24 protein-coding genes are annotated in these 23,729 nt (G+C 68.6%); 11 read left to right on the top strand and 13 right to left on the bottom strand.

Going from position 1 to position 23,729, the window contains the following annotated elements; all coding sequences use genetic code 11:
- Nucleotides 1-59: 59 nt before the first annotated feature.
- The gene (locus tag OCQ_RS24935) at nucleotides 60-815 is read right to left on the bottom strand and encodes a L,D-transpeptidase (protein ID WP_038538166.1); all 756 of its coding nucleotides are present in this window, start codon (nucleotides 813-815) and stop codon (nucleotides 60-62) included.
- Between the two features lie 328 nt (nucleotides 816-1,143).
- Between OCQ_RS24935 and OCQ_RS24930 the strand changes: the two genes are divergently transcribed.
- Nucleotides 1,144-2,073, top strand: a complete 930-nt coding sequence (locus OCQ_RS24930; protein ID WP_009957108.1) for a LysR family transcriptional regulator — start codon at nucleotides 1,144-1,146, stop codon at nucleotides 2,071-2,073.
- On the opposite strand, the gene oxc is transcribed toward OCQ_RS24930, so the two are convergent.
- Nucleotides 2,057-3,793, bottom strand: a complete 1,737-nt coding sequence (gene oxc / locus OCQ_RS24925; protein ID WP_009957107.1) for an oxalyl-CoA decarboxylase — start codon at nucleotides 3,791-3,793, stop codon at nucleotides 2,057-2,059. The two genes, OCQ_RS24930 and oxc, sit on opposite strands and share 17 nt — an antisense overlap.
- Nucleotides 3,794-4,044: 251 nt before the next feature.
- Between oxc and OCQ_RS24920 the strand changes: the two genes are divergently transcribed.
- Nucleotides 4,045-5,637, top strand: a complete 1,593-nt coding sequence (locus tag OCQ_RS24920) for a FadD7 family fatty acid--CoA ligase (protein WP_008262151.1) — start codon at nucleotides 4,045-4,047, stop codon at nucleotides 5,635-5,637.
- A gap of 4 nt (nucleotides 5,638-5,641) precedes the next feature.
- Here the strand turns inward: OCQ_RS24920 and OCQ_RS24915 are convergent, their stop codons facing one another.
- Together OCQ_RS24915 and OCQ_RS24910 are read right to left on the bottom strand one after the other, a co-directional pair.
- Nucleotides 5,642-7,801, bottom strand: a complete 2,160-nt coding sequence (locus tag OCQ_RS24915) for an elongation factor G-like protein EF-G2 (RefSeq protein WP_008262150.1) — start codon at nucleotides 7,799-7,801, stop codon at nucleotides 5,642-5,644.
- Nucleotides 7,802-7,919: 118 nt separating this feature from the next.
- The gene (locus OCQ_RS24910; RefSeq protein ID WP_014386077.1) at nucleotides 7,920-8,342 is read right to left on the bottom strand and encodes a TIGR03668 family PPOX class F420-dependent oxidoreductase; all 423 of its coding nucleotides are present in this window, start codon (nucleotides 8,340-8,342) and stop codon (nucleotides 7,920-7,922) included.
- A 163-nt stretch (nucleotides 8,343-8,505) separates the two neighbouring features.
- On the opposite strand from OCQ_RS24910, the gene OCQ_RS24905 reads away from it, so the two are divergent.
- The 4 genes from OCQ_RS24905 (at nucleotide 8,506) to OCQ_RS24890 (ending at nucleotide 13,634) form a co-directional block, all read left to right on the top strand.
- Nucleotides 8,506-9,552, top strand: a complete 1,047-nt coding sequence (locus OCQ_RS24905) for a S1C family serine protease (RefSeq protein WP_008262147.1) — start codon at nucleotides 8,506-8,508, stop codon at nucleotides 9,550-9,552.
- Between the two features lie 121 nt (nucleotides 9,553-9,673).
- Complete coding sequence (gene treS / locus OCQ_RS24900) at nucleotides 9,674-11,446, top strand: maltose alpha-D-glucosyltransferase (protein ID WP_008262145.1); 1,773 nt, start codon at nucleotides 9,674-9,676, stop codon at nucleotides 11,444-11,446.
- A gap of 49 nt (nucleotides 11,447-11,495) precedes the next feature.
- A complete protein-coding gene (locus OCQ_RS24895; RefSeq protein ID WP_008262144.1) occupies nucleotides 11,496-12,836 on the top strand; it encodes a maltokinase N-terminal cap-like domain-containing protein in 1,341 nt (446 codons plus the stop codon).
- Nucleotides 12,837-12,929: 93 nt separating this feature from the next.
- Nucleotides 12,930-13,634: a YoaK family protein gene (locus OCQ_RS24890; RefSeq protein WP_008262142.1), complete on the top strand. Its 705-nt coding sequence runs from the start codon at nucleotides 12,930-12,932 to the stop codon at nucleotides 13,632-13,634.
- Nucleotides 13,635-13,675: 41 nt separating this feature from the next.
- On the opposite strand, the gene ag85C is transcribed toward OCQ_RS24890, so the two are convergent.
- The 5 genes from ag85C to OCQ_RS24865 form a co-directional block, all read right to left on the bottom strand.
- Nucleotides 13,676-14,725 carry a diacylglycerol acyltransferase/mycolyltransferase Ag85C gene (gene ag85C, locus OCQ_RS24885; protein WP_008262140.1) on the bottom strand — a complete coding sequence of 350 codons (1,050 nt, stop codon included), beginning with the start codon at nucleotides 14,723-14,725 and terminating at the stop codon, nucleotides 13,676-13,678.
- A gap of 234 nt (nucleotides 14,726-14,959) precedes the next feature.
- A complete protein-coding gene (locus OCQ_RS24880; protein WP_014386076.1) occupies nucleotides 14,960-15,778 on the bottom strand; it encodes an ABC transporter permease in 819 nt (272 codons plus the stop codon).
- Nucleotides 15,768-16,607 carry an ATP-binding cassette domain-containing protein gene (locus OCQ_RS24875; protein WP_014386075.1) on the bottom strand — a complete coding sequence of 280 codons (840 nt, stop codon included), beginning with the start codon at nucleotides 16,605-16,607 and terminating at the stop codon, nucleotides 15,768-15,770. Before OCQ_RS24875 ends, OCQ_RS24880 begins: the two co-directional genes overlap by 11 nt.
- Nucleotides 16,604-17,065 (bottom strand): MarR family winged helix-turn-helix transcriptional regulator, encoded by a 462-nt coding sequence (locus OCQ_RS24870; RefSeq protein WP_008262134.1) that lies wholly within the window; start codon nucleotides 17,063-17,065, stop codon nucleotides 16,604-16,606. Before OCQ_RS24870 ends, OCQ_RS24875 begins: the two co-directional genes overlap by 4 nt.
- Before the next feature lie 57 nt (nucleotides 17,066-17,122).
- The gene (locus tag OCQ_RS24865; RefSeq protein ID WP_014386074.1) at nucleotides 17,123-17,620 is read right to left on the bottom strand and encodes a metallophosphoesterase family protein; all 498 of its coding nucleotides are present in this window, start codon (nucleotides 17,618-17,620) and stop codon (nucleotides 17,123-17,125) included.
- 55 nt (nucleotides 17,621-17,675) lie between these two features.
- Between OCQ_RS24865 and OCQ_RS24860 the strand changes: the two genes are divergently transcribed.
- Nucleotides 17,676-18,071 carry a DUF302 domain-containing protein gene (locus OCQ_RS24860; RefSeq protein WP_008262125.1) on the top strand — a complete coding sequence of 132 codons (396 nt, stop codon included), beginning with the start codon at nucleotides 17,676-17,678 and terminating at the stop codon, nucleotides 18,069-18,071.
- Between the two features lie 3 nt (nucleotides 18,072-18,074).
- Here the strand turns inward: OCQ_RS24860 and OCQ_RS26840 are convergent, their stop codons facing one another.
- The gene (locus tag OCQ_RS26840) at nucleotides 18,075-18,248 is read right to left on the bottom strand and encodes a hypothetical protein (protein ID WP_008262122.1); all 174 of its coding nucleotides are present in this window, start codon (nucleotides 18,246-18,248) and stop codon (nucleotides 18,075-18,077) included.
- 246 nt (nucleotides 18,249-18,494) lie between these two features.
- Here OCQ_RS26840 and OCQ_RS24855 point away from each other — a divergent pair, with 246 nt between their 5' ends.
- Nucleotides 18,495-18,950, top strand: a complete 456-nt coding sequence (locus OCQ_RS24855) for a MaoC family dehydratase (RefSeq protein ID WP_008262120.1) — start codon at nucleotides 18,495-18,497, stop codon at nucleotides 18,948-18,950.
- Nucleotides 18,951-19,058: 108 nt separating this feature from the next.
- Here the strand turns inward: OCQ_RS24855 and OCQ_RS24850 are convergent, their stop codons facing one another.
- Nucleotides 19,059-19,757 carry a GAF and ANTAR domain-containing protein gene (locus tag OCQ_RS24850; protein WP_041785312.1) on the bottom strand — a complete coding sequence of 233 codons (699 nt, stop codon included), beginning with the start codon at nucleotides 19,755-19,757 and terminating at the stop codon, nucleotides 19,059-19,061.
- Nucleotides 19,758-19,921: 164 nt separating this feature from the next.
- On the opposite strand from OCQ_RS24850, the gene OCQ_RS24845 reads away from it, so the two are divergent.
- Nucleotides 19,922-20,821, top strand: a complete 900-nt coding sequence (locus tag OCQ_RS24845) for a manganese catalase family protein (protein WP_009956675.1) — start codon at nucleotides 19,922-19,924, stop codon at nucleotides 20,819-20,821.
- Between the two features lie 57 nt (nucleotides 20,822-20,878).
- Here the strand turns inward: OCQ_RS24845 and OCQ_RS24840 are convergent, their stop codons facing one another.
- Nucleotides 20,879-21,457 (bottom strand): hemerythrin domain-containing protein, encoded by a 579-nt coding sequence (locus OCQ_RS24840; protein ID WP_009956674.1) that lies wholly within the window; start codon nucleotides 21,455-21,457, stop codon nucleotides 20,879-20,881.
- Between the two features lie 98 nt (nucleotides 21,458-21,555).
- Nucleotides 21,556-22,653: a F420-dependent hydroxymycolic acid dehydrogenase gene (locus tag OCQ_RS24835; RefSeq protein ID WP_139826556.1), complete on the bottom strand. Its 1,098-nt coding sequence runs from the start codon at nucleotides 22,651-22,653 to the stop codon at nucleotides 21,556-21,558.
- Nucleotides 22,654-22,706: 53 nt separating this feature from the next.
- On the opposite strand from OCQ_RS24835, the gene OCQ_RS24830 reads away from it, so the two are divergent.
- Entirely contained in the window at nucleotides 22,707-23,318 is a 612-nt protein-coding gene (locus tag OCQ_RS24830; protein WP_041785839.1) for a GNAT family N-acetyltransferase, read from the top strand.
- Nucleotides 23,319-23,348: 30 nt separating this feature from the next.
- Complete coding sequence (locus OCQ_RS24825) at nucleotides 23,349-23,702, top strand: hypothetical protein (RefSeq protein WP_014386071.1); 354 nt, start codon at nucleotides 23,349-23,351, stop codon at nucleotides 23,700-23,702.
- Nucleotides 23,703-23,729: the final 27 nt, after the last annotated feature.

The raw sequence follows: 23,729 nt of genomic DNA, 5'->3' as shown, positions 1-23,729 counted from the left end.
GCGGGTCTTCCTGTCGGCGCGTGTGACGACGGTCACACGCCGGGGACTGCGGGTGACGCTCAGGCCACGACCTGGATGGGGTCGCCGACGTTGACCTGGTTGAAGTACCAGGCGGCGTTGTCGGGGCTGAGGTTGATGCACCCGTGGCTGACGTTGGCGTAGCCCTGGGAATCGACCGACCACGGGGCCGAGTGGACGTACACGCCGCTCCAGGTGACCCGGACGGCGTACTGCGCGGTGATCTTGTAGCCCTCGGGGGAGCTGAGCGGGATGCCGATCGTGCGCGAGTCCATCACCACGGTGCGCTGCTTCTCCAGCGCGGTGAAGCTGCCCATCGGCGTGGGCCTGCTGGGCTTGCCCATCGACGCGGGCATGGTGCGCAGCACCTCTCCGTCCCTGCTGACGGTGAAGGTGTGCTTGGAGATGCTGGCGACACCGAGCAGCGCTTCGCCGGTGTCGAAGCCGGTCGTCAGCGCCTGCACACCGACCGAAACGTGCGTGTGGGGGGCCCAGTACTGGTCGGGGACCCACTGCACCACCGTGTTGTGAACCCACTCGAAGTGCCCCGGCGTGCCGCCCGGCGACGTCACACGAATCGACCGCTCGACGGCGGCCCGATCGGCCACCGGTGCGGTGAACGTCACCACGACGGGGTGCGCCACGCCGACCACGGCGCCGTCGGCGGGCAAAATCGAGGCGACCTCGGGTGCGGCGTGCGGCGTGGGCACGGCGGCGCTGCCACGGGCCGCCGATCCCACCAGGCCCATGACCGTGATCGCGACCATAACAAATAGATAACGAACACCTCGACGCATAGCGTCCACCCTTCGAGATGGTGCGATCAACACACGGTCATTCTACGGGTTACCCACGAATCACCGGTTTCAGCAAACAATGACAGCCCACTGGACCCGCTGCGGTCACGATTCGACTGCCGATTGGGTTCGATTGGGTCGGCGGCGCGCAGCCCGGGTGGCACGCGCTTCGAAAACGGCACCGATACACCGATTTTCGCGGCCGCAGCCCCCAAATCGTGCCCGGGTGTGGTCGAAGGTGCCGCCGCGGGCTTGGCGCACCCGTCGGGCGCGCGTTAGCCTCAGCGAGATCGGCGCCCAAGCCCGAGCCCGGAACCCGAGGAGTGCGGTGCTCTTCCGCCAGCTGGAGTACTTCGTTGCGGTCGCCTCCGAGCGCCACTTCGCCCGGGCCGCCGAGAAGTGCTTCGTATCCCAGCCGGCGCTGTCTGCCGCGATCGCCAAGCTGGAGCGGGAGCTGAACGTCACGCTGATCAACCGTGGCCACAGCTTCGAGGGCCTCACCCCCGAAGGCGAGCGGTTGGTGGTGTGGGCCAGGCGGATTCTCGCCGAGCACGACGCCTTCAAGGCCGAGGTCGACGCCGTCCGTTCCGGCATCACGGGGACGCTGCGGCTGGGCACCGTGCCGACCGCATCGACGACCGCGTCGTTGGTGCTCTCGGCGTTCTGCTCGGCGCACCCACTGGTGAAGGTGCAGATCCTGTCCCGGCTGGCGGCGACCGAACTGTACCGACGCCTGCGCGAGTTCGAGCTCGACGCCGCGATCGTGCACGCGGCACCCGACGAGGCGGACGTGAACCTGGTCCCGCTATACCAGGAGCGCTACGTGCTGCTGTCGCCCGCGGAGATGTTGGGATCCGGGGCGGCGACGATGACCTGGGCCCAGGCCGCGCAATTGCCGCTGGCGTTGCTCACCCCGGACATGCGCGACCGTCAGATCATCGACAAGGCGTTCGACGATCATGGCATCACCGTCAGTCCGCAGGTCGAAACCGACTCCGTCGCTTCGCTATTCGCTCAGGCGTCCGCCGGAAAGTGGGCTTCCATCGTGCCGCACACGTGGCTGTGGACCTCCCCGCTGGGCCCGGAGGTCCGGGCGGTGGAGATGGTCGATCCGGTGCTCAAGGCCGACGTCGTGTTGGCGACCAACGCGAGCGGACCCGGTTCGCCGATCGCGCGTGCGCTGGCGGCGTCGGCCGCGGGCCTGGCGCTGAACGAGTTTTTCGACGCCCAACTCCTGGGCGTCACCCGCCGCCGCTGACCGCCGCCGCGCGAGCCGGGTTCAGGCCGGCCAGATGACCGCTTTCCACCCCGGCGGCCGGATCGAGCTCGCAGTCGATGACCGAGGGCGCCCCGGAGCCGATCGCCTCGGTCAGCGCCGCGCGCAGCTCATCGGGTGTGGCGACGTGATAACCCTTGCCGCCGAACGCCTCTGCGATCAGCTCGTGGCGCGCCCGGGCGTTCAGCACGGTGGGGGCCGGGTCCGACGGGTGTGCCGCGGTCTCGTCCCCCCGATAGACGCCGCCGTTGTTGAGGATGACGACGGTCACCGGCAGCCGGTAGCGGCAGATGGTCTCGATCTCCATCCCGCTGAAGCCGAACGCGCTGTCACCCTCGATCGCGACGACCGGCCCGCCGGTCTCGACGGCGGCCGCGATCGCGTAGCCCATGCCGATCCCCATGACGCCCCAGGTTCCGGTGTCGAGCCGGTGCCGCGGCAACTCCATGTCGATGACGTTGCGCGCCAGGTCGAGCGCGTTGGCGCCCTCGTTGACGACGTACACGTCCCGGTTGTCCTGCAGCACAGCGCGAATCGCGCCGAGGGCGTTGTAGAACCGCATGGGGTGCGGGTCGTCGGCGAGGCGCTCGCGCATCTTGGCGTCATTGCGCGCCTTGCGGTCGGCCAGCTCGGTCGCCCATTCCGTTGGCGCGGCGAACGGGCGGGCGGTCACGGCGTCACACAGCGCGGACATCGCCGAGCCGATGTCGCCGGCCAACGGCGCGGCGATCGGCTGGTTGCTGTCGAATTCGCTCGCCGCGATGTCGACCTGCACGAATTGGGTGTCGGCGGACCATTGCGGCGACTCCCCATGGCCCAGAAGCCAATTCAGCCGCGCGCCGATCAGCAGGACGGCGTCGGCCCGTGAGATCGCCAGCGACCGTGCGGTGGCCGCGGACTGCGGGTGCGAATCGGGGAGCAGCCCCTTGGCCATCGACATCGGCAGGAATGGGATGCCGGTGGCTTCGACGAATCGTCGAATCTCGTTGTCCGCCTGGGCGTACGCCGCGCCCTTGCCGAGCACGATCAGCGGCCGCCGCGCCCGGGCCAGGACTTCCAGCGCGCGGTCGACCGCGTCGGGAGCGGGCAGTTGACGGGGAGCGGGGTCGACGACCCGCCATATCGTGCCGGCGGCGGCCGAGGCCTCCAGGGCCTGGCCCAGGACGTCGCCGGGGATGTCGAGGTAGACGCCGCCGGGACGCCCGGAGACCGCGGTGCGAATCGCGCGCGCGACGCCGCGACCGATGTCCTCGATCCGGTTGACCCGAAAGGCCGCCTTCGCGAACGGCCGTGCGGCGTTGAGCTGGTCGAGGTCCTGGTAGTCACCGCGTTGCAGGTCGACCAGCGCCCGATTGCTCGAGCCGGAGATCTGGATCATCGGGAAGCAGTTCGTCGTGGCGTTCGCCAGCGCGGGCAGAGCGTTGAGGAAACCGGGCCCGGATGTCGTGAGACACACGCCGGGGCGGCGGGTGAGGAATCCGGCGGCCGCCGCGGCGTTGCCGGCCGAGGCTTCCTGCCGAAAGCCGATGTAGCGGATGCCCGCCGCCTGCGCGGTCCGGGCGAGGTCGGTTATCGGGATGCCGACGAGGCCGTAGATGGTTTCGACGTCGTTGGCCATGAGCGCGTCCACCACGAGGTGGAAGCCGTCGATCACGCGGGTCGACCCCCGCGCGTCGCTTCCCGACGCCGAAACGGTGGACATGGGCGACTCCTCGGTGCGCGGGCGGTAATGACTAGCCATCACTGTGACCCCGGCCCCCGGCGCGTGTCCAAGTCGAAGCCGCTATCCGATGATCGACGGCGTCTATCGCCACAGCTCAGAGGGGCGGCGTTGCGCTTCGATAGCCGACGGTTATCGGTCGTAAGCGGATCGGTATTGGACGCGCCGCGAGCCCGCCCGGCAGGGTGGCATCGACGGCACAAGGACGGCAACAGAGGGGAAGGAGCGCGGTGATGGGATCCGATTCGACAACCGGCGGCGAGGTCACGGCGTCCACCGGCCCGCGCATCGCCGACCTGGTCGAGGCGGCGGCGCGGCGGGCGCCGCAGGCGTGCGCGCTGGTCGTCACCGCCGAACGCGTCCCGGTCAGCTACCACGACTTGACCCGACTGGTCGACGATCTGGCCGCACAACTGGCGGCCGGCGGCCTGGTCCCGGGCGACCGGGTCGCGCTGCGCGCCGGCAGCAACGCCGAATTCGTCGTCGGGCTGCTCGCCGCGTCCCGGGCGGATCTCGTTGCGGTTCCGCTCGATCCGGCGCTGCCGGGCACCGAGCAGCGCGCCCGCAGCGAGGCGGTGGGCGCGCGGGCGGTGCTCGTCGACCGGCTCGGCGATGACGAGACCGCCGGGGCGACACCGCCGGCCTGGCCCATCGCGGTGAGCGCCGGACCCGACGGCGCCGCCCCGGCCGTCACCCTGACGGTCAGCGCCGCACCGCAGCGCGACGTGTCGACGCCGCAGGGCCTGCGCGACGACGACGCCATGATCATGTTCACCGGCGGCACCACCGGCATGCCCAAAATGGTGCCCTGGACGCGCCACAACATCGCCGGCTCGGTCGCGGCCATCGTCGCCGGATACGCCCTGGGGGAACGGGATTCGACCGTCGCGGTGATGCCGCTCTACCACGGGCACGGCCTGCTCGCCGCCCTGCTGGCGACCCTGGCGTCCGGGGGAACGGTGTTACTGCCCGCGGGTGGGCGATTCTCGGCGCACACCTTCTGGGACGACATCGAGGCGGTCCGGGCCACCTGGTACACGGCCGTCCCGACGATCCATCAAATCCTGTTGGAACGCGCCCGCACCGAGCGGCCCGCCGGCGCCGGCGGCCTGCGGTTCATCCGCAGCTGCAGCGCGCCGCTGACCGCCGAGACGGCGCAGGCCCTGCAGGACACGTTCTCGGCCCCGGTGGTGTGCGCATTCGGGATGACCGAGGCGACCCACCAGGTGGCCACCACCGCAGTCGAAGGCGCCGGGCACAGCGAAAACCCGGGCGCCACACCGGGTCTCGTCGGGCGCTCGACCGGACCGCAGATCCGGATCGTCGGACCCGACGGTCAGTCGCTGCCCGCCGAGACCGTCGGCGAGGTCTGGCTGCACGGCCCCACCGTGGTGCGGGGCTACCTCGGCGACCCGTCGATCACCGACGCCAACTTCACCCAGGGGTGGCTGCACACCGGCGATCTGGGCACCCTGTCGCCGGCCGGCGACCTCGTGATCCGCGGCCGCATCAAGGAACTCATCAACCGCGGCGGGGAGAAGATCTCGCCGGAGCGGGTCGAGGCGGTGCTGGCCAGCCACCCCGGCGTGCTGGAGGTGGCCGTGTTCGGCAAGCCGGACACGCTGTACGGCGAGACCGTGGCCGCGGTGATCGTCGCGCGCGGATCCGCCGCGCCGACGGCCGACGAGCTGGCGTCGTTCTGCCGTGACCGGTTGGCCCCCTTCGAGGTGCCGACCGACTTCCAGCAGGCGGCGGAGTTGCCGCACACCGCCAAAGGCTCGCTGGACCGGCGCGCCGTCGCCGAACGGTTCGCTCGCGGGGCCTGAACGCTCAGACGCCGGCGTTGACCCGCGCCGCGGCCGATTCCGGCATCGGCTCGTAGCGGGCGAACGACCGGGTGAACGAGGCGGCGCCGTGCGCCAGTGACCGCAGGTCGATGGCGTAGCGGGTCAGCTCCACCTGGGGCACCTCGGCCTTGACCACGGTGCGTTCGTTGCCCGCGGTGTCGGACCCGAGGACTCGGCCGCGCCGGCTGGACAGATCGCCCATCACCGCGCCGACGAAATCGTCGGGCACCAGCACCGAGATCTCGTCGATCGGCTCGAGCAGCGCCACCTTCGTCGCGGCCGCGGCCTCCCGCAGCGCCAGCGAGCCGGCCATCTGGAACGCGAAGTCCGACGAGTCGACGCTGTGCGCCTTGCCGTCGAGCAGGGTGACGCGGATGTCGACCACCGGGTAGCCCGCGTGCACGCCCTTCTCCATCTGGGCGCGCACACCCTTCTCGACGCTCGGAATGAACTGACGCGGCACCGCCCCGCCGACCACCTTGTCCACGAACTCGAAGCCCGAGCCCTCCGGCAGCGGCTCCACCTCGATGTCGCACACCGCGTACTGGCCGTGACCGCCGGACTGCTTGACGTGACGGCCATGGCCTTTCGCCTTGCCGCTGAAGGTTTCTCGCAGCGGGACGCGCAGCTCCACGGTGTCCACGGTGACGCCGTACCGGTTGGCCAGCGCGTCGAGCACCACCCCGGCGTGGGACTCACCCATGCACCACAGCACGACCTGGTGGGTTTCCTGGTTCTGCTCGATCCGCAGCGTCGGGTCCTCGGCGGCCAACCGGCCCAGCCCCACCGACAGCTTGTCCTCGTCGGTCTTGGCGTGGGCGGCGATCGCGACCGGCAGCAGGGGTTCGGGCATGGTCCAGGGCTTCAGCACCAGCGGCTCCGACTTGTCCGAGAGGGTGTCGCCGGTCTCGGCGCGGCTCAGCTTGCCGATCGCGCAGATGTCACCGGCCACCACGGCCGCGGCCGGGCGCTGCTGCTTGCCCAGCGGGAAGGACAGGACGCCGACGCGCTCGTCCTCGTCGTGATCGGGGTGCGCATGCCCGTTTCCATTAGACGTGCCGAAGAACGACGCAAAATGGCCCGACACGTGAATCGTGGTGTCGGGCCTGATGGTCCCGGAGAACACCCGGACCAGGCTGACCCTGCCGACGTAGGGGTCCGACGTCGTCTTCACCACCTCCGCGAGCAACGGCGCGTCGGTGTCGCACGTCAGGCCGGCGCGGGGCGCCCCGACTTGCGTGAAGACCTCCGGCAGCGGGTGTTCCATCGGCGACGGGAACCCGCGGGTGGCGACCTCCAGCAACTCGTAGGTGCCCACGCCCGTGGTGCTGCACACCGGGATCACCGGGAAGAACGACCCCCGGGCGACGGCCCGCTCCAGGTCGGCGATGAGGACGGCTTCGTCGATGGACTCACCGCCCAGGTACCGCTCCATCAGCGACTCGTCCTCGGACTCCTCGATGATCCCTTCGATCAGGGCCCCGCGCGCTTCCTCGATCTGCGCGGCGTCCGACGGGTCCGGCGCCTGCACGCTGCGCTTGCCGTCGGCGTACTCGTAGCGCGCCTGCGACAGCAGACCGATCAGCCCGCGGCAGGAGGGCAGCCCGGTCGGCAGGTACAACGGTAAAACCTTGTCGCCGAACGCATCCTGCGCCGCGGCCAGCGCCTCGGAATAATTCGCGCGGGTGTGGTCGAGCTTGGTGATCACCACGGCGCGGGGCATGCCGACCTGGTTGCACTCCTGCCACAGCGATTTGGTGGGCTCGTCGACGCCTTCGTTGGCCGCGATCACGAACAGCGCGCAATCGGCGGCCCGCAGCCCGGCCCGCAGCTCCCCGACGAAGTCGGCGTAGCCGGGCGTGTCGATCAGGTTGACCTTGACGCCGTCATGCGACAGGGAGGCCACCGCGAGGCCCACCGATCGTTGTTGACGGATCTCGGCCTCGTCGTAGTCGCAGACCGTGCTGCCGTCCGCCACCGAGCCGCTTCGCGTCAGCACGCCGGCGGCGACCAACAGCGCTTCGACGAGCGTGGTCTTGCCGCCGCCGGACGGTCCCACCAGAACCACGTTGCGAATCTCGCCCGGACCGTTGGCGGTAGGAGCGTTTGCCGCGCCTTGGGAAGTAGTTGTCCTGTCTGCCATGACTTCCTCCAGGTTGCCGGGGCGCGTGGTCGCTGACCTAGCTAGCACCTATCTAGCTACCATTCACCCAACTCCCGTCGACCACAAGACCGTCGGGCCAGATCGAACGGCCGGCCGATCAGGGATACCAGCTCGACCAGCGGTGCACGGCGACGGCGATGACCGGGCCGTCCAGCGAAACCGATTGATACTGAGGGTATTTCGCGCGCAGCAGCCGGCGGCCCGATTCCAGTGCCCGGCCGTCGTCGTGGATGGTGGCGACACCGTCGGCCCGCACCCACCACAGCCGCGCCCAGTCATCGGAGTAGTGGTCCACCAGCAGGCTCACCCGCGGGTCGGCCTCGATGTTGGCCAGCCGGCGCAGCCGCCGCGTCGTCTTCGGTTTCGCGTCGACGGCCGTGTACACCACGTCCCGGCCGCCCGGGTCGGCGGCGACCGCGAACACCACCGGCACCAGGTGCGGCGCCCCGCCCGGGGTGACGGTGGCCAACCGCGCGACCGGCGACTCGATGAATCGGGCCCGGGGGTCGAATTCGCCCACCGCGTCAGCTTAGGGGCGCGCCGGGCGTGACAGCAGGGCCGGCGCGAGCCTGGGACATGCCGTGCACAGCTACCTGCATTACGGTTATGTACACGAATTGTGCCGCCCAGAGCCTGAGGCCGGGACAGTTTGTTGGTTACGGCGAAGCAGGAGGGTGACACCGATGAGCAAATCGCACCACCGCTCGGTCTGGTCCAGGATGGTCAGCGTGGTGGCCGTGGTCGCACTCGGCCTCGGTCTGGACGCCGGTATCGGCCTCGGAATGGCCACCGCGTCACCGCCCGCCCTGCCGCTGGACCCGTCGGCGATGGTCGGTCAGGTGGGGCCGCAGGTGGTCAACATCGACACCAAGTTCGGCTACAACAACGCCGTCGGTGCCGGCACCGGCATCGTGATCGACCCGAACGGTGTCGTGCTGACCAACAACCACGTGATCTCGGGGGCCACCGACATCAGCGCCTTCGCCGTCGGCAACGGGCAGACCTACGCCGTGGACGTGGTCGGCTACGACCGCACGCAAGACATCGCGGTGCTGCAGCTGCGCGGTGCCGCCGGGCTTCCCACCGCCGCGATCGGTGGTGAGGCCAGGGTGGGCGAGCCGATCGTCGCGCTGGGGAACGCCGGCGGTCAGGGCGGAACCCCCAGCGCGGTCACGGGCAAGGTCCTCGCGCTCAACCAGAGCGTCTCGGCGACCGACACCCTGACCGGCGCGCAGGAGAATCTGGGCGGCCTCATCCAGGCCGACGCGCCGATCAGGCCGGGCGACTCCGGTGGGCCAATGGTGAACAGCGCCGGGCAGGTGATCGGTGTGGACACCGCCGCCACCGACAGCTACAAGATGTCCGGCGGTCAGGGCTTCGCGATTCCGATCGGCCGCGCGATGGGTGTCGCCAACCAGATCAGGTCCGGCGCCGGCTCCAACACCGTGCACATCGGCCCCACCGCGTTCCTCGGCCTGGGCGTGATGGACAACAACGGCAACGGCGCGCGGGTGCAGCGGGTGGTCAACGGCGGGCCCGCCGGGGCGGCCGGGATCGCCGCGGGCGACGTCATCACCGGGGTCGACAACGTCGCGATCACCGGGGCGACGTCCATGACCGAGGTGCTCGTCCCGCACCACCCCGGGGACACGATCGCCGTGCATTACCGCTCCACCGACGGCGGCGACCGCACCGCGAACATCACGCTGGCGGAGGGGCCGCCGGCCTGACACACCCGGCGACGACATCCGGCCGGAGGCCAATTCGTTTGCCCCCGGCCGTGATTCGTCGCCCAGGAGTGGGCGTGATTCCGAATGTCGCGCCTCGGGTACCCGTGGCATCGTGGATTTGATGAACGACGCAAAAGAAGCTGTCGAGCACCATCCCGAAGGGGGCAGTCACGTCCAGGACGGCGTCGTCGAGCACCCCGACGCCGAGGACTTCAACAACGCCGCCGCGCTACCCACCGACCCGACCTGGTTCAAGCACGCCGTGTTCTACGAGGTGCTGGTGCGGGCGTTCTTCGACGCCAACGCCGACGGCGCCGGTGACCTGCGCGGACTGCTGGGGCAGCTGGACTACCTGCAATGGCTGGGCATCGACTGCATCTGGCTGCCCCCGTTCTACGACTCGCCCCTGCGCGACGGCGGTTATGACATCAGGGACTTCTACAAGGTGCTGCCCGAGTTCGGGACGGTCGAGGATTTCGTCGCGCTGCTCAACGCCGCGCACGAGCGGGGCATCCGCGTGATCACCGACCTGGTGATGAACCACACATCGGATTCGCATCCCTGGTTCCAGGAGTCGCGCCACGACCCCGACGGCCCGTACGGCGACTACTACGTGTGGAGCGACACAAGCGAGCGCTACACCGACGCCCGGATCATCTTCATCGACACCGAGGAGTCCAACTGGACCTTCGACCCGGTGCGCAAGCAGTTCTACTGGCACCGCTTCTTTTCGCACCAGCCGGACCTGAACTACGAAAACCCGGCCGTGCAGGAAGCCATGATCGACGTGCTGCGGTTCTGGCTCGGCCTGGGCATCGACGGGTTCCGGCTGGACGCGGTGCCCTACCTGTTCGAACGGGAGGGCACCAACTGCGAGAACCTGCCGGAGACGCACGCCTTCCTCAAACGCGTCCGCAAGGTCGTCGACGACGAATTCCCGGGGCGGGTGCTGCTGGCCGAGGCCAACCAGTGGCCGGCCGACGTCGTCGAGTACTTCGGCGACCCCAGCACCGGCGGCGACGAATGCCACATGGCCTTCCACTTCCCGCTGATGCCGCGCATCTTCATGGCGGTGCGCCGGGAGTCCCGGTTCCCGATCTCGGAGATCCTGGCCCAGACGCCCGAGATCCCCGACATGGCGCAGTGGGGGATCTTCCTGCGCAACCACGACGAGTTGACGTTGGAGATGGTCACCGACGAAGAGCGCGACTACATGTACTCGGAGTACGCCAAGGATCCGCGGATGAAGGCGAACGTCGGCATCCGCCGCCGCCTGGCCCCACTGCTGGACAACGACCGCAACCAGATCGAGCTGTTCACCGCGCTGCTGCTGTCGCTGCCCGGCTCGCCGGTCCTGTACTACGGTGACGAGATCGGCATGGGCGACGTGATCTGGTTGGGAGACCGCGACGGGGTGCGCACCCCGATGCAGTGGACGCCGGACCGTAACGCCGGCTTCTCCAAGGCCAATCCCGGCCGGCTGTACCTGCCGCCCAGCCAGGACTCCGTGTACGGCTATCAGGCGGTCAACGTGGAGGCCCAGCGCGACACGTCCACGTCGCTGCTCAACTTCACCCGCACGATGTTGGCCGTGCGGCGCCGCCACGAGGCCTTCGCCATCGGGAGTTTCGAGGAACTGGGCGGCTCGAACCCGTCGGTGCTGGCGTTCCTGCGGCAGGTGTCCGGCGACGGCGACACCGTGCTGTGCGTCAACAACCTGTCGCGGTTCCCGCAGCCGATCGAACTGAACCTGCAGCATTGGAGCGGACGCACGCCGGTCGAGCTGACCGGGCAGGTGGAGTTTCCGCGCATCGGTCACCTGCCCTACCTGCTGACACTGCCGGGACACGGGTTCTATTGGTTCCGGCTGAGCGGATGCGAGGAGGATGCATGACGATCACTCGCGCCGGCGTCAATCCAGGCAAGAAAGAGGAGCGGCGCTGATGACTTCCCCGGAGAAATTGCCCTGGTCCGAGTGGCTTCCACAGCAGCGTTGGTACGCCGGGCGCAACCGCGAACTGTCCAGCGCCGAGCCGAGCGTCGTCGTGGCGCTGCGCGACGATCTCGACTTGGTGCTCGTCGACGCCTCCTACGCCGACGGTTCCCGGGACCGCTACCAGGTGATCGTGAGGTGGGATTCCGCCCCGGTCGTCGAGTACAGCAACGTCGCCACCATCGGCGCCGCCGACGACCGGACCGGCTTCGACGCGATGTACGACGCCGACGCGCCGCAGTTTTTGCTGTCGCTCATCGACTCGTCGGCCGCGCGCGGCGCGTCGGGCGTCGAGGTGAGATTCGCCAAGGAGCCCGACGCCGAGCTGCCGCTGGAGGCGATGGCGCACGTGTCCGACGCCGAGCAGTCCAACACGAGCGTCATCTTCGACCGCGACGCGATCTTCAAGGTGTTCCGCCGCGTCAGCGGCGGCATCAACCCCGACATCGAGCTCAACCGCGTGCTGGGCCGCGCGGGCAACCCGCACGTCGCCCGGCTGCTGGGCACCTACGAGATGACGGGTCCGGGCGACGAGACGTGGCCGCTGGGCATGGTGACCGAGTTCGCCGCCAACGCCGCGGAAGGCTGGGCGATGGCCAGCGCCAGCGTTCGCGACCTGTTCGCCGAGGCCGATCTCTACGCGTACGAGGTCGGCGGCGACTTCGCCGGCGAGTCCTTCCGCCTCGGCGAGGCCGTGGCGTCGGTGCATGCCACCCTGGCCGAGACCCTCGGCACCGCGCAGGCGGTCTTCCCGGTGGAGAACGTGCTGGCGCGGCTGTCGTCGACCGTGGCCCTGGTGCCCGAGCTCGAGGAGTTCGCCGCGACCATCGACGAGCGGTTCCGCAAGCTGGTCGCCGAGACGATCACCGTGCAGCGCGTCCATGGCGATCTGCACCTGGGGCAGGTGCTGCGCACGCCGGAGAGCTGGTTGCTCATCGACTTCGAGGGTGAGCCGGGGCAGCCGCTCGAGGAACGCCGCGCGCCCGATTCGCCGCTGCGCGACGTGGCCGGCGTCCTGCGGTCATTCGAATACGCCGCCTACGGGCCGCTGGTGGACCAGGCCGATGACAAGCAGTTGGCGGCCCGGGCCCGCGAGTGGGTCGAACGCAACCGCACCGCGTTCTGCGACGGCTACGCGGCCGCCTCCGGGATTGACCCCCGCGATTCGGCGCAGCTGCTGGCCGCCTACGAACTGGACAAGGCCGTCTACGAAGCCGGCTACGAGGCCCGGCACCGGCCCGGCTGGCTGCCGATCCCGTTGCGTTCCATCGCCCGCCTGACCGCCGTCTGAGTGGCGATCGCAAGCGCGGCGTAGCCGGGCGCAGTCGCCCGTCGGCAAGCGGCGTGCGCTGCACGCGCCGCCGCCGTCTGGAACCATGTGCGTGTGCCGAACGAGATCAATAACAGTGAGTCGCGGTTGTCCTGGGTGCTGGCGGTGCTGGCGGGGATCCTGGGAGCGACCGCCTTCACCCATTCCGCCGGCTACTTCGTGACCTTCATGACCGGGAACGCCCAGCGGGCCATGCTCGGGTATTTCCGCGGCGACGTGTTGCTGTCGGTGACGGCGGGCGTGTTGATCGTTTGCTTCGTCTCAGGCGTGGTGATCGCCTCGGTGTGCCGGCGGCATTTCTGGGTGGCGCACCCGCATGGGCCGACGGTGCTGACGACGTTCAGCCTGCTGGCGGCCACCATGGTGGACGTCATCGATGAGGGCTGGGAAGAGAATCTGCTCGATTTCGCACCGATCATGTTGGTGGCCTTCGGCATTGGGGCCCTCAACACATCGTTCGTCAAGGACGGCGAGGTGTCGGTCTCGCTCAGCTACGTGACCGGGACGCTGGTCAAGATGGGCCAGGGCATCGAACGCCACCTCGCCGGTGGGACGGCGGCCGAATGGCTGGGTTATTTCCTGCTGTTCGCCAGCTTCGTGGTGGGCGCAACCGTGGGCGGGTTCATCAGCCTGTTCGTCAACGGGACGTGGATGCTGGTGGTGGCCACGGTCGTGTGCGCGCTGACCACCGGCTACACCTACTTCCACTCCGATCGGCGCGCCCTGCTCGACGCGGGTGAAAAAGAGCATCGGCAGTAGCGCTGACCGGTGCGCTACTGCCGATGCTGGCTTGCCGGGATTTAGGTCGCCGGCTGCGCGGGTTGCGCCGGCTGTGCCGGTTGCGCGGGTTGCGCGGTGGTGTTGCTGGCCAGCAGCACCTGCTGCATGTCGGGCTTCATGGCCATCAACTGCTGGTTCCAGTAGGGCCACGAGTGCGTCCCGTTGGCCGGGAAGTTGAACACCCCGTTGCGCCCGCCCGCGGCCGCATAGTTGTTCTGGAACTGCTCGTTGGTGCGCAGCGTCAGGCCCTCCAGGAACTTGGCCGGCATGTTGTCGCCGCCCAGGTCGCTGGGAGTGCCGTTACCGCAGTAGACCCAGATGCGGGTGTTGTTGGCGACCAGCCGCGGAATCTGGACCATCGGGTCGTTGCGCTTCCACGCCGGGTCGGTGGACGGGCCCCACATGCTGTTGGCGTTGTAGCCGCCCGCGTCATTCATCGCCAGACCGATCAGGGTGGGCCACCACCCCTCGGACGGGTTCAGGAAGCCGGACAGGGCGGCGGCGTAGGGGAACTGCTGCGGGTAGTACGCGGCCAGGATCAGCGCCGAGCCGCCCGACATCGACAGCCCCACCGCGGCGTTGCCCGCCGGGGAGATCTGCTTGTTCGCCTGCATCCACAGCGGCATTTCCTGGGTCAGGAAGGTCTCCCACTTGTAGGTGTAGTTCTGCCCGTTGCCCGACGACGGCTGGTACCAGTTGCTGTAAAAGCTCGACTGGCCGCCGACCGGCATGATCACCGACAGCCCGGACTGGTAGAACTCCTCGAAGGCGGGGGTGTTGATGTCCCAGCCGTTGTAGTCGTCCTGCGCGCGCAGGCCGTCCAGCAGGTACACGGCGTGCGCGCCGCCGGGCTGAAACTGGACCTTGATGTTGCGGCCCATCGACGGCGACGGAACCTCGAGGTATTCCACCGGGAGCCCCGGCTTGGAGAAGGCGCTCGCGGTGGGGAAGCCTCCGGTGGCGGCGACGAGACCGGACAGCAGGGAGGCCCCCACGGCAGCGATCGCCAGTCGGCGCGGCATGTTCGCCCCCGCGCCACGCAACTTTCGCACCTTTTCGATGAACGACATAGCTCTCTACCCATCCCAACTTTCATCTGCCGCACCATGCGGTGGAATCTGTTCTCGGGGAGTGAAACACAGGGCGAGCGCCGAATTCGGTTGTCGCGGCCGCAGCGACAGATCGCGGTTAGCTAACGATTGCGAGTCGGCCAGACATCGTCACGTTCGGGTCACGATCGGCTCTCGGAACCGCGCCGGCCCTTGCGCCGTGATGGCGGGCGCGCTAGCACCGCCGGTGGCGCTCTAGGCGACCAATCGGCGCAAAAGCGTTGACGCCGTGGTGATTCCGAGCACCGCCGCCACCACCAGCACGACGATGCCGACCGGGTTGAACGGGGTTCCGATCAGCAGCGCCCGCAGCGCGTCGACCTCGTAGCTGAGGGGATTGACCTTGCTCAGCGCGCGCAACCACGCCGGCATCACGTCGACCGGGTACAGCGCGTTGGAGGCGAAGAACAGCGGCATGGTGATCGCCTGTCCGATGCCCATCAGGCGATCGCGGTTGCGCACCAAGCCGGCCAGCGTCATCGACAGGCACGCGAAGAACGCGGCGCCGAGCATGACGACCCCCATCGCCGCCGCGATCCGCAGGGGATTGATCGTCAGGCCGACACCCATCAGGTACGCCAGCGCCATCACACCGACGACCTGGGCCACCGAACGCACCCCGGCCGCGAACGCCTTGCCGGTGATCAGCGCCGACGCCGGCGCCGGCGTCACCATGAGCTTGGCGAGTACACCGGCGTCGCGATCCCAAATGATTTGTATCCCATAGAAAATGGAGATGAACAACGCCGACTGGGCGATGATCCCGGGTGCCAGGAAGGCCAGATACGACACCGATCCGGTCGCGATGACGTGTAGGTGGCTGAAGGTGGTACCGAAAATCAGCAGCCACAGCGCGGGCTGCACCATCCGGGTGACGAGTTCGGTCCGGTCGTGTTGCAGCTTCTGCAGTTCGACGATCGCGAATGCTCCGATGCGGCCGGTCAGCGCGCCGACCCGCTGCCATCCCCGCGGCGCGCGAATCAGTGTCGCCGCCGCGGCGCCATCAACCGACACGGCGCGCCACCTTTCTGCTGGAACGGATTTCCCGGATGGAGCCGGGTTCCTCCGTCGACGCCGCCTCCTCGTCCAAACCCGTTGCCGCGTAATGGCGGAACACATCCTCGAGCGTGGCGCCCGGCGACCCGTTGGACAGCCGGGCCTTCAACGCGTCGGGTGCGCCGACGGCCCGCAACGCGCCGTGGTGCATCAGCGCCACCCGGTCGCACAGCGCGTCGGCCTCTTCCATGTAGTGCGTCGTCAGTAGCACCGTCATGCCGAACTGCGCCTGCATCTTTCGCACCTGCGACCACACGCCGTCGCGCGCAATGGGATCCAGCCCTACGGTCGGCTCGTCCAACACCAGCAGCGACGGACGGTTGACCAGCGCCTGCGCCACCTCGAGGCGGCGGACCATGCCGCCGGAGTAGGCCGACGCCATCCGGTCGGCCACGCTCAGCAGGTCCATGGCGACCAGCGCCTGATCGACGCGATCGGAGCGCTCGGCGCGCGGCACACCGTACAACCGCGCGAACCACTCCACGTTCTGCCGGCCCGTCAGCGCGGGCTCGATCGAAAGCTGTTGCGGCACATAGCCGATGTTGCTTCTGATGTCGGTGGTTTGGCGGCGCGCGTCCATCCCGAAAATGTGGAGCTCGCCCTGCTGCACCGGGGCCAGCGTGGTCAGCATCCGGACCATGGTCGTCTTCCCGGCGCCGTTGGGGCCCAACAGGCCCATGGTTTCGCCGGGCCGGACCTGCAATGTCACGTCGTCGACGGCGGTGAACTGGCCGTAGCGGTAGGTCAGATGCCGGGCGTCGATCGCCATCGGCAGCGTCGCGCTCATGATCTTCGCTCCTGAAGCATGCGGGTCATCGTGTCGAGGACCTCCAATCCCTTTGCCAAGGACTCGATTTCGTCGGCGTCGAGTTCGTCGAGCAGCTCGGACAGCAGGTCGCGCCGGGCGGCCCGGGACGCGTCGAGGATCTGCTGGGCGGGCTCGGCGAGCCGAAGCTGGCACACCCGGCGATCGGTGTCCCCGGCGGTGCGGAGCAGCAGCCCGTCGGAGACCAACCTGGTGACCAGGGTCGAGGCGGTATTGGGCACCAGCCCGAGTTCGGCCGCGGCGGCGCTGACCGAGATTCCCGGACGCCGGCCGACCAGCCACAGCAGTTCGGACTGCGATTCGGAGAGCCGCGACGAATCGAACGCCCGGCCGGCCGACCGGCGTAGTTGCCGCCGGAAGCGGCCGACCACGCCGAACAGGTCGGTTGCGACGTCGGTGCGTGTCTTCACTTCCGCCATGATACCTCTGTAGCCGAGCTATTTAGGTGGGGAAGCTCCGCGTACGGTAAGTACCCGCTACCTGGGCAGGCGATGCAGCGCGACGCCGGTCACGGCGCCGTCGTCGACGTCGACGGTCATGTACGTGCAAAACGGCTGGCGGCGCCGATCCGTCGGCGACCCCGGATTGAGCAGGCGCAACCCGGTCTCGGTAGTGCTGTCCCAGGGGATGTGGCTGTGCCCGAACACCAGCACCTGGCTGTCCGGGTACAGCCGTGACATACGCGCGTCGCGGCCCGCCGCGGCGCCGGTCTCGTGGGTGACCGTGAACCGGACGCCCGCCAGGGTCACGTCCGCCCGCTCGGGGAGCCGGGCCCGCAACGCCGGGCCGTCGTTGTTTCCCCAGCACCCGACCAGGCGTGTCGCGGCGCTTTCGAGGCGATCGAGGAACTCCGGCGAGATCCAGTCGCCGGCGTGGATGACGACGTCGGCCTGGGCGACCTCATCCCACACCTGCGCGGGCAGGTCGCGGGCGCGTTTGGGGATGTGGGTATCGGCGATCAGCAGCAGCCTCACCGACCCATTGTGGGCGAAATTCTGGGTAGTCCACGGCTGAAAGAGGAGGAATCACATGACACCGGGATTGAGCACCACGCTGCACACCTCGTTCGAGGACGCGGTGGAGCGCACCACGAGAGCGCTGGCCGACCAGGGTTTCGGCGTGCTGTCCACGATCGACGTCAAGGCCACGCTCAAGCAAAAGCTCGGCGAGGAGATGGAGGACTATCTCATCCTGGGCGCCTGCAACCCGGCGCTGGCGCACCGGGCGCTGAACGCTTACCGCCAAATCGGCCAATTGTTGCCGTGCAACGTGGTGGTGCGCTCCGACCCCGCCGGCGACGCGGTCTTGGTCGAGGCCATGGATCCCCAGCTCATGGTCAAGGTGACCGGCGAAGCCGGGGCGCTGCAGGAGGTCGCGGACCAGGCCACCACCAGGCTGCAAGCGGCGATCGGCGCACTCGGGTAACCGTCAGCCGCGCTCGCTGCGGGCCTCGGCGCCCGATTCGCCGGCGTCGAACGAGTCATCGGAGCCCGCGGCGCCCACGTACGAGCCGTCGTCCTCACCCGCGGCGGCGCGGGACCGAGCTTGGTGGGTGTCGGGTTCCACGTCTTCCTCGGCTTTGTGGCCCTTGCGGTCTGGCATGGCGGTTCCTTTCCTGGCGCGGCAACGTCCACCTCCCGAATTCCCCCGACGGCTCAGGCGAAACGGGGGCGGCGCGGCGTTCGGCGCCCGGGCGCTACCGCGCAGGAAGTCGAGCAGGGCCGCATTGAATTGGTCGGGATGGCTCGAGATGGGTTCGTCCGTCCACCGGCTGCCACCCGCGAGGGCTCGGTGTTAACCGTGCGGCCCACCGTTATTGTTAGCAGCCGAAACCAAGGAGAACACCCAATGCGCACCTTCGAATCAGTCGCCGACCTGGCCGCCGCCGCGGGCGAGGAGCTGGGCCACAGTGACTGGGCCACCATCACACAGGAAGACGTCAACCTGTTCGCCGACGCGACCGGCGATCACCAGTGGATCCATGTCGACCCGGAGCGGGCCGCGTCCGGGCCGTTCGGCACGACCATCGCCCACGGTTTCATGACCCTGGCGCTGTTGCCGCGACTGCAGCACCAGATCTACACCGTCAACGGCATCAAGCTCGCAATCAACTACGGCCTCAACAAGGTTCGCTTCCCCGCGCCGGTCCCGGTCGGCTCGCGGGTGCGCGCGCAGAGTTCGTTGGTCAGCGTCGACGACGTGGGCAACGGCGCCGTGCAGGCGACCATCTCGACCACCGTCGAGATCGAAGGGTCGGCCAAGCCGGCGTGCGTGGCCGAGAGCGTCGTCCGCTTCGTCGCCTGAAAACGCCGCGTCGACGCCTGAAAACGCCGCGTCGAACGTCGACCTGTTGCGGCGAAACGCGGCCTCTTCGCGCAACAAGTCCACGTTCGGGTGTCGCGCGGCCGCGGATCAATCCTCGCCGCGGGTGTCGATCACGCGCTGGGCGATGTCGATGAGCTTGGTCTGACTCTCCTGCGACAGCCGGCGCAGCAACTCGAAGGCACGCACGTCGTCCACGCCGTAGCGCTCCATGATGATGCCCTTGGCCTGCCCGATGCGGTCGCGCGACGACAGGGCCGATTGCATCTGCCGTCCGTGGCGCCCGGCCATGATCGCCGACGCGGCGTGCGCGGCGAACACGGTTCCGATGGTCTCGGCCTCGGTATCCCACACGTTGGGCCGGAAGCTGAACAGGTTCAGGGCGCCGGCGGTGCGCTCGGCGGTGTACAGCTTGAACGACAGGCTGCTCAGCACCCCGTGTTCGACCGCCGCCGGCGCGTACTTGGGCCAGCGTGGCTCGTCGCGCAGGTCGTCGCTGCGCACGATCGTTTCATTCAGGGCGGCGTCGTGACAGGGACCCTCACCGAAGTCGTGCTGCAGCTTGTCGAGCTTCGCGACCAGGCTGTCGGTGTCGGCGACCGATTCGAACTCCCCACCCGCCTTGAGCAGCAGCACCCCCGCGATGTCCGCGGCCGGTATCAGCTCAACCGCGGCGGTGGTCACGTCGGCGAAGACGTCGTCCAGCGAACGTGGGGTGGCGATCTCGCGGGCGAGCTCGGCAATGCGCACGGCCAACTCGTGCTTCGAAATTGGGTCCAAAGACTCCATAGGGGCGCATTCTCCACGATGGATCCCCGACGCGTAACCCCGGCGATCAGCGGCCCCGGCCGGACGGCCGACCGATGGGAAGTTGCGATGCCCCGAGTTTGGCGTCATAGGCCCCGGGTATCCGGCGTCGACCAGCCCCATCTCGATCCCCCAGGGAGGCCCCAGTGTTTGTGCACAACAAAGATCTTCAATTCGAGGTACGGGTCGACCGGCCCGACCCTCGATTCGCGTCGCTGCTGATGGACCAGTTCGGCGGCGCCAACGGTGAACTCACCGCGGCGCTGCAGTACTTCACCCAGGCTTTCGTGCTTCGCCAGAAGAACCCGAAAATGTATGACTTGTTCATGGATATCGCGACCGAGGAGCTCAGCCACCTCGAAATGGTCGGGTCGATGATCACCATGTTGCTCGACGGGCTCAACGACAACCTCAAGATCGCCAACGAGAAATGCGACTGGATGCCGGCGGTGACGGCGAACGGCGGCGGCCGGGACGGCCTCATCCACTCGGTCGCGGTCAACCCGCTGTTCCTGGTGCTCAGCGGCGGTGGACCGGACGTCAAGGACTCCGGCGGAAACAACTGGACCGGCGCCTACATCGACGCCAACGGCGACCCGACCGTCGATCTGCGCAACAACGTCGCGGCGGAATCGCGCGCCAAGATCGTCTACGAATACCTCAAGCAGTTCACCGACGACCCCGGCGTCCAGGACACGCTGACGTTCCTCATGACGCGCGAGGTCGCGCACTATCAGCAGTTCACGGCAGCGCTCAACGAGCTTCCGGTGAACTTCCCGCCGGGACAGCTGCCCGGCGACCCGCGGTTCCAGAACGTGGCGTTCAACATGTCCAACGGGGGCGGCGAGTCCGTTCGCGGTCCGTGGAACCAAGGACAGGGCCCCTGGCCCGAGGGCACGGAATGGGAGTACGTGGAAAAGCCCGAGCAGCAGTGGCTGGGCGGCGCCACGCGCAAGAACACCGGCGCCAAGGAGAACCCGCAGGGCTCGCCGGCCGTCAACGCCGAGAAACCGTTCACGCACGAACAGCACGTTCCCACAGGCTAATTGGAGACGAGATGGCCGGGCGTCCGATCAAGACGCCCGGCCATCGTCGTTGCCGGGTCAGTGCATCTGCGGATCCGGCGGATTGTCCTTGCCGCGGCCGGTCACCGCGTCGCGGACGTGGTCGACGATCGCCGCGCCCATCCCCATCGTCTTGAGCACGGCCGGGTTCGGCGGCGTGTCCGGGTGCGGTCGCGTCGGAGCGATCTTCTTTGCCGCTTCCAGCTTTTCGCCGATCTTTTCCAACTCCTCACGGCTGAGCACCGTTTCGACTTGGGGCCACACCTCATTCTGTTCGTAGGCGATGTGGTCGCGGCCCGCCGCGACGAATTCCTGCAACGCCTCGTGGTAGTCCGGCTCGCCCGGCTTACCGTCCTCGAGCCGCTGCAGCAGCTTCTTGCCGGCCTGCTCCTGCTCGATCGCCTTGTCGACGAGTCCATCGCCCATCGCGTCGCGCACCGCCGGCCAAAAGAATTGCTCCTCAATCGCTTCGTGCTGCGATTCGGCGATGATGAGGTTGTTCACCATGGTTTCCAGGCCGCTCGCCTGCGCGCCGGGGCCCGACGGCGCGCCGTCGAGCGTCTCCAACAGACCGAGCACGCTCTTGTGGTCCTGACGGAGAAAAGTGATTGCGTCCATGCTTTGCCTTCCAATTGGGCTGTCCCTCGAAGTTGGGTGCGGATACCCGGGCCCGGGGCTTCGAAACAGCTTCGAAACGACGGGTGCCCGAAGTTCGCTCAGCGCAACTTCGGCAGGACATCGGTGCGGTAGAAGTCGATCGCGGTGATGGGGTCGTCTTGGGGAAAGTGCAGGAAGGGGACGGCCCCGGCGTCGAGCACCCGCTGCACGGCGCTGATGTGCGGGGCCGCGTCGGCGCCGACGGTCCAGCCGGCCAACACCTTGTCGACGGGGTTGGACTCGGCCGCGCGCTGGATCTCGACGGGATTGGGCTGGTCGACGGCGCCGGCCGTGAAACGCCACAGCGTAGCGGCGCGGGCCGCCTCGGCATTGCCGCCGACGACCGCGAACAGTTCGGCGCGTTTACCCAACGTGGCGACATCCCGCCCGGCGGCCTGCGCTCCGGAACCGAAGGCCGCCAACAGTTTTGGGTCCATCACATCGTGGGCCTGGGTGATCCAGCCGTCCCCGTGCTGCCCGGCCAGTTTCGCGCTCTTCGGGCCGCCGGCCGCCACGAAGATCGGCGGCGGGGTGGCCGGCACGTCGTAAAGCTTCAACGAGTTCGTCTGAAAGTATCTCCCCGAGAAGGAGATTCGCGATCCGCTCCACAACCGGCGGATCAGGTCGATCGCCTCGACCAGCCGGTCATGGCGCTCCGCGTAGTCGCCGTAGGCGTTGGTGGTGGCCTGTTCGTTGAGCCGTTCACCGGTGCCGACGCCCAGGAACACCCTGCCCGGGTTGAGGATTGCCAGCGAGGCGAAGGCCTGGGCGACCGTGGCGGGGTGGTAGCGGTAGGTCGGGCAGGTCACCCCGGTGCCGAACGAGATCCGGCTGGTGGCGCTGCCGACCAGCGCCAGCGTGAGCCACGGGAACATCGAATGGCCCTGGTTGTCCTGCCAGGGCTGAATGTGGTCGCTGGCCCACACGTGGTGGAAGCCGGCCTCTTCGGCCGCCTGCGCCTGCGCCACCAGCCGGTCGGTGCGGAACTGCTCGTGGGACAGCACGAACCCCACGCCCTTGCCCGACGGCGGTGGCGGACCGGCGGACGTGGCGTGGTCGGTGCCCCGCGTCGTGCAGCCGTCCGACAGCCCGACGGACCCGAGCATGCCCGCGCCGGCGGCCACCCGCCCGAACGCTCGCCGCGACATGCCGGTCACCCGGGTCGGCATACCCGCGCCGCATCACCTCAACACCCACTAGCGTGACGTGGATGACCCCGCACGTCCGCCCGGCGCTCAAGGCCGACGTCCGCGAGCTGTCGCGCACGCTGGCCCGCGCGTTCTACGACGACCCGGTGATGGTCTGGCTGATGCCCGACCAGAACAAGCGCACCGCGGGCCTGGCCCGGCTGTTCGCGACGATGACCCGCCACCATCATCTCGGCCGTGGCGGCGTGGAGGTGGCCACCGAGGATTCGGGCATCGGCGCTGCGGCGTTGTGGGATCCGCCCGGCCAGTGGCAGGAGACGCCCGGTGCGCAGCTGGCGATGACGCCCACGTTCCTGCGGGTGTTCGGTCTGCGCTCGATGCGCGGCCGTGCGGTCCAGGAATTGATGAAGAGCGTGCACCCCGAGGAACCGCACTGGTATCTGGCGGTCATCGGCAGCGACCCGGCGGTCCGTGGCCAGGGATTCGGTCAAGCCCTGATGAGGTCGCGGCTGGACCGCTGCGACGCCGAATACTGTCCGGCCTACCTCGAATCGACCAAATTCGAAAACGTCCCGTACTACGAGCGTTTCGGCTTCACCGTCACCCGCGAGATCGTGCTGCCGGACGGCGGCCCGACGATGTGGGCGATGTGGCGGGCGCCGCGGGCCGTTTAGTCACCCAATCCGGCGGGCAACCGTTTTGGCATGAGCGAGAACCCCCAAGCCGACGATCTGGTCGATCCCGCCGACTTTCCCGAGGAGGGCGGACCGGGCGACACCCTGAACGCGAGCGAAGGAACCGACTCCGACGAACTGCGCAACGACGACGGTGACATCGTCGTCGATCCCCCCGTGGGCTGGAGCGAGGCCAATCGCTTCGGTGTGACGGCGAGAGAAGAACGAGAGGGCGAATCCCTCGACGAGCGACTGGCCGCCGAGGAGCCCGATGTGCCCGATGACATCGAGCCCGTGGACGACGGGCCGCGGCGCGCGCATCGCGGCCAGATCGACGGCACCCCGGAAGACGGCGATTCGCTCTACGACGTGGTCGACGAGTGAGTCAGTGCTCGCCCGTTTACTGCAGCC

It is taken from the genome of Mycobacterium paraintracellulare, assembly GCF_000276825.1.
Taxonomy (GTDB): domain Bacteria; phylum Actinomycetota; class Actinomycetes; order Mycobacteriales; family Mycobacteriaceae; genus Mycobacterium; species Mycobacterium intracellulare.
This window is presented reverse-complemented; position numbering and strand designations above follow the sequence as displayed.

What these genes read in the sequence shown, in the direction of transcription:
- OCQ_RS24875 (WP_014386075.1), bottom strand. Translation starts at nt 16,607, where the DNA reads ATGAGCGCGACGCTGCCGATGGCGATCGACGCCCGGCATCTGACCTAC.
- OCQ_RS24860 (WP_008262125.1), top strand. Translation starts at nt 17,676, where the DNA reads ATGACACCGGGATTGAGCACCACGCTGCACACCTCGTTCGAGGACGCG.
- OCQ_RS24920 (WP_008262151.1), top strand. Translation starts at nt 4,045, where the DNA reads ATGGGATCCGATTCGACAACCGGCGGCGAGGTCACGGCGTCCACCGGC.
- ag85C (WP_008262140.1), bottom strand. Translation starts at nt 14,725, where the DNA reads ATGTCGTTCATCGAAAAGGTGCGAAAGTTGCGTGGCGCGGGGGCGAAC.
- OCQ_RS26840 (WP_008262122.1), bottom strand. Translation starts at nt 18,248, where the DNA reads ATGCCAGACCGCAAGGGCCACAAAGCCGAGGAAGACGTGGAACCCGAC.
- OCQ_RS24850 (WP_041785312.1), bottom strand. Translation starts at nt 19,757, where the DNA reads ATGGAGTCTTTGGACCCAATTTCGAAGCACGAGTTGGCCGTGCGCATT.
- OCQ_RS24830 (WP_041785839.1), top strand. Translation starts at nt 22,707, where the DNA reads ATGACCCCGCACGTCCGCCCGGCGCTCAAGGCCGACGTCCGCGAGCTG.
- OCQ_RS24915 (WP_008262150.1), bottom strand. Translation starts at nt 7,801, where the DNA reads ATGGCAGACAGGACAACTACTTCCCAAGGCGCGGCAAACGCTCCTACC.
- OCQ_RS24840 (WP_009956674.1), bottom strand. Translation starts at nt 21,457, where the DNA reads ATGGACGCAATCACTTTTCTCCGTCAGGACCACAAGAGCGTGCTCGGT.
- oxc (WP_009957107.1), bottom strand. Translation starts at nt 3,793, where the DNA reads ATGTCCACCGTTTCGGCGTCGGGAAGCGACGCGCGGGGGTCGACCCGC.
- OCQ_RS24825 (WP_014386071.1), top strand. Translation starts at nt 23,349, where the DNA reads ATGAGCGAGAACCCCCAAGCCGACGATCTGGTCGATCCCGCCGACTTT.
- treS (WP_008262145.1), top strand. Translation starts at nt 9,674, where the DNA reads ATGAACGACGCAAAAGAAGCTGTCGAGCACCATCCCGAAGGGGGCAGT.
- OCQ_RS24870 (WP_008262134.1), bottom strand. Translation starts at nt 17,065, where the DNA reads ATGGCGGAAGTGAAGACACGCACCGACGTCGCAACCGACCTGTTCGGC.
- OCQ_RS24895 (WP_008262144.1), top strand. Translation starts at nt 11,496, where the DNA reads ATGACTTCCCCGGAGAAATTGCCCTGGTCCGAGTGGCTTCCACAGCAG.
- OCQ_RS24905 (WP_008262147.1), top strand. Translation starts at nt 8,506, where the DNA reads ATGAGCAAATCGCACCACCGCTCGGTCTGGTCCAGGATGGTCAGCGTG.
- OCQ_RS24855 (WP_008262120.1), top strand. Translation starts at nt 18,495, where the DNA reads ATGCGCACCTTCGAATCAGTCGCCGACCTGGCCGCCGCCGCGGGCGAG.
- OCQ_RS24935 (WP_038538166.1), bottom strand. Translation starts at nt 815, where the DNA reads ATGCGTCGAGGTGTTCGTTATCTATTTGTTATGGTCGCGATCACGGTC.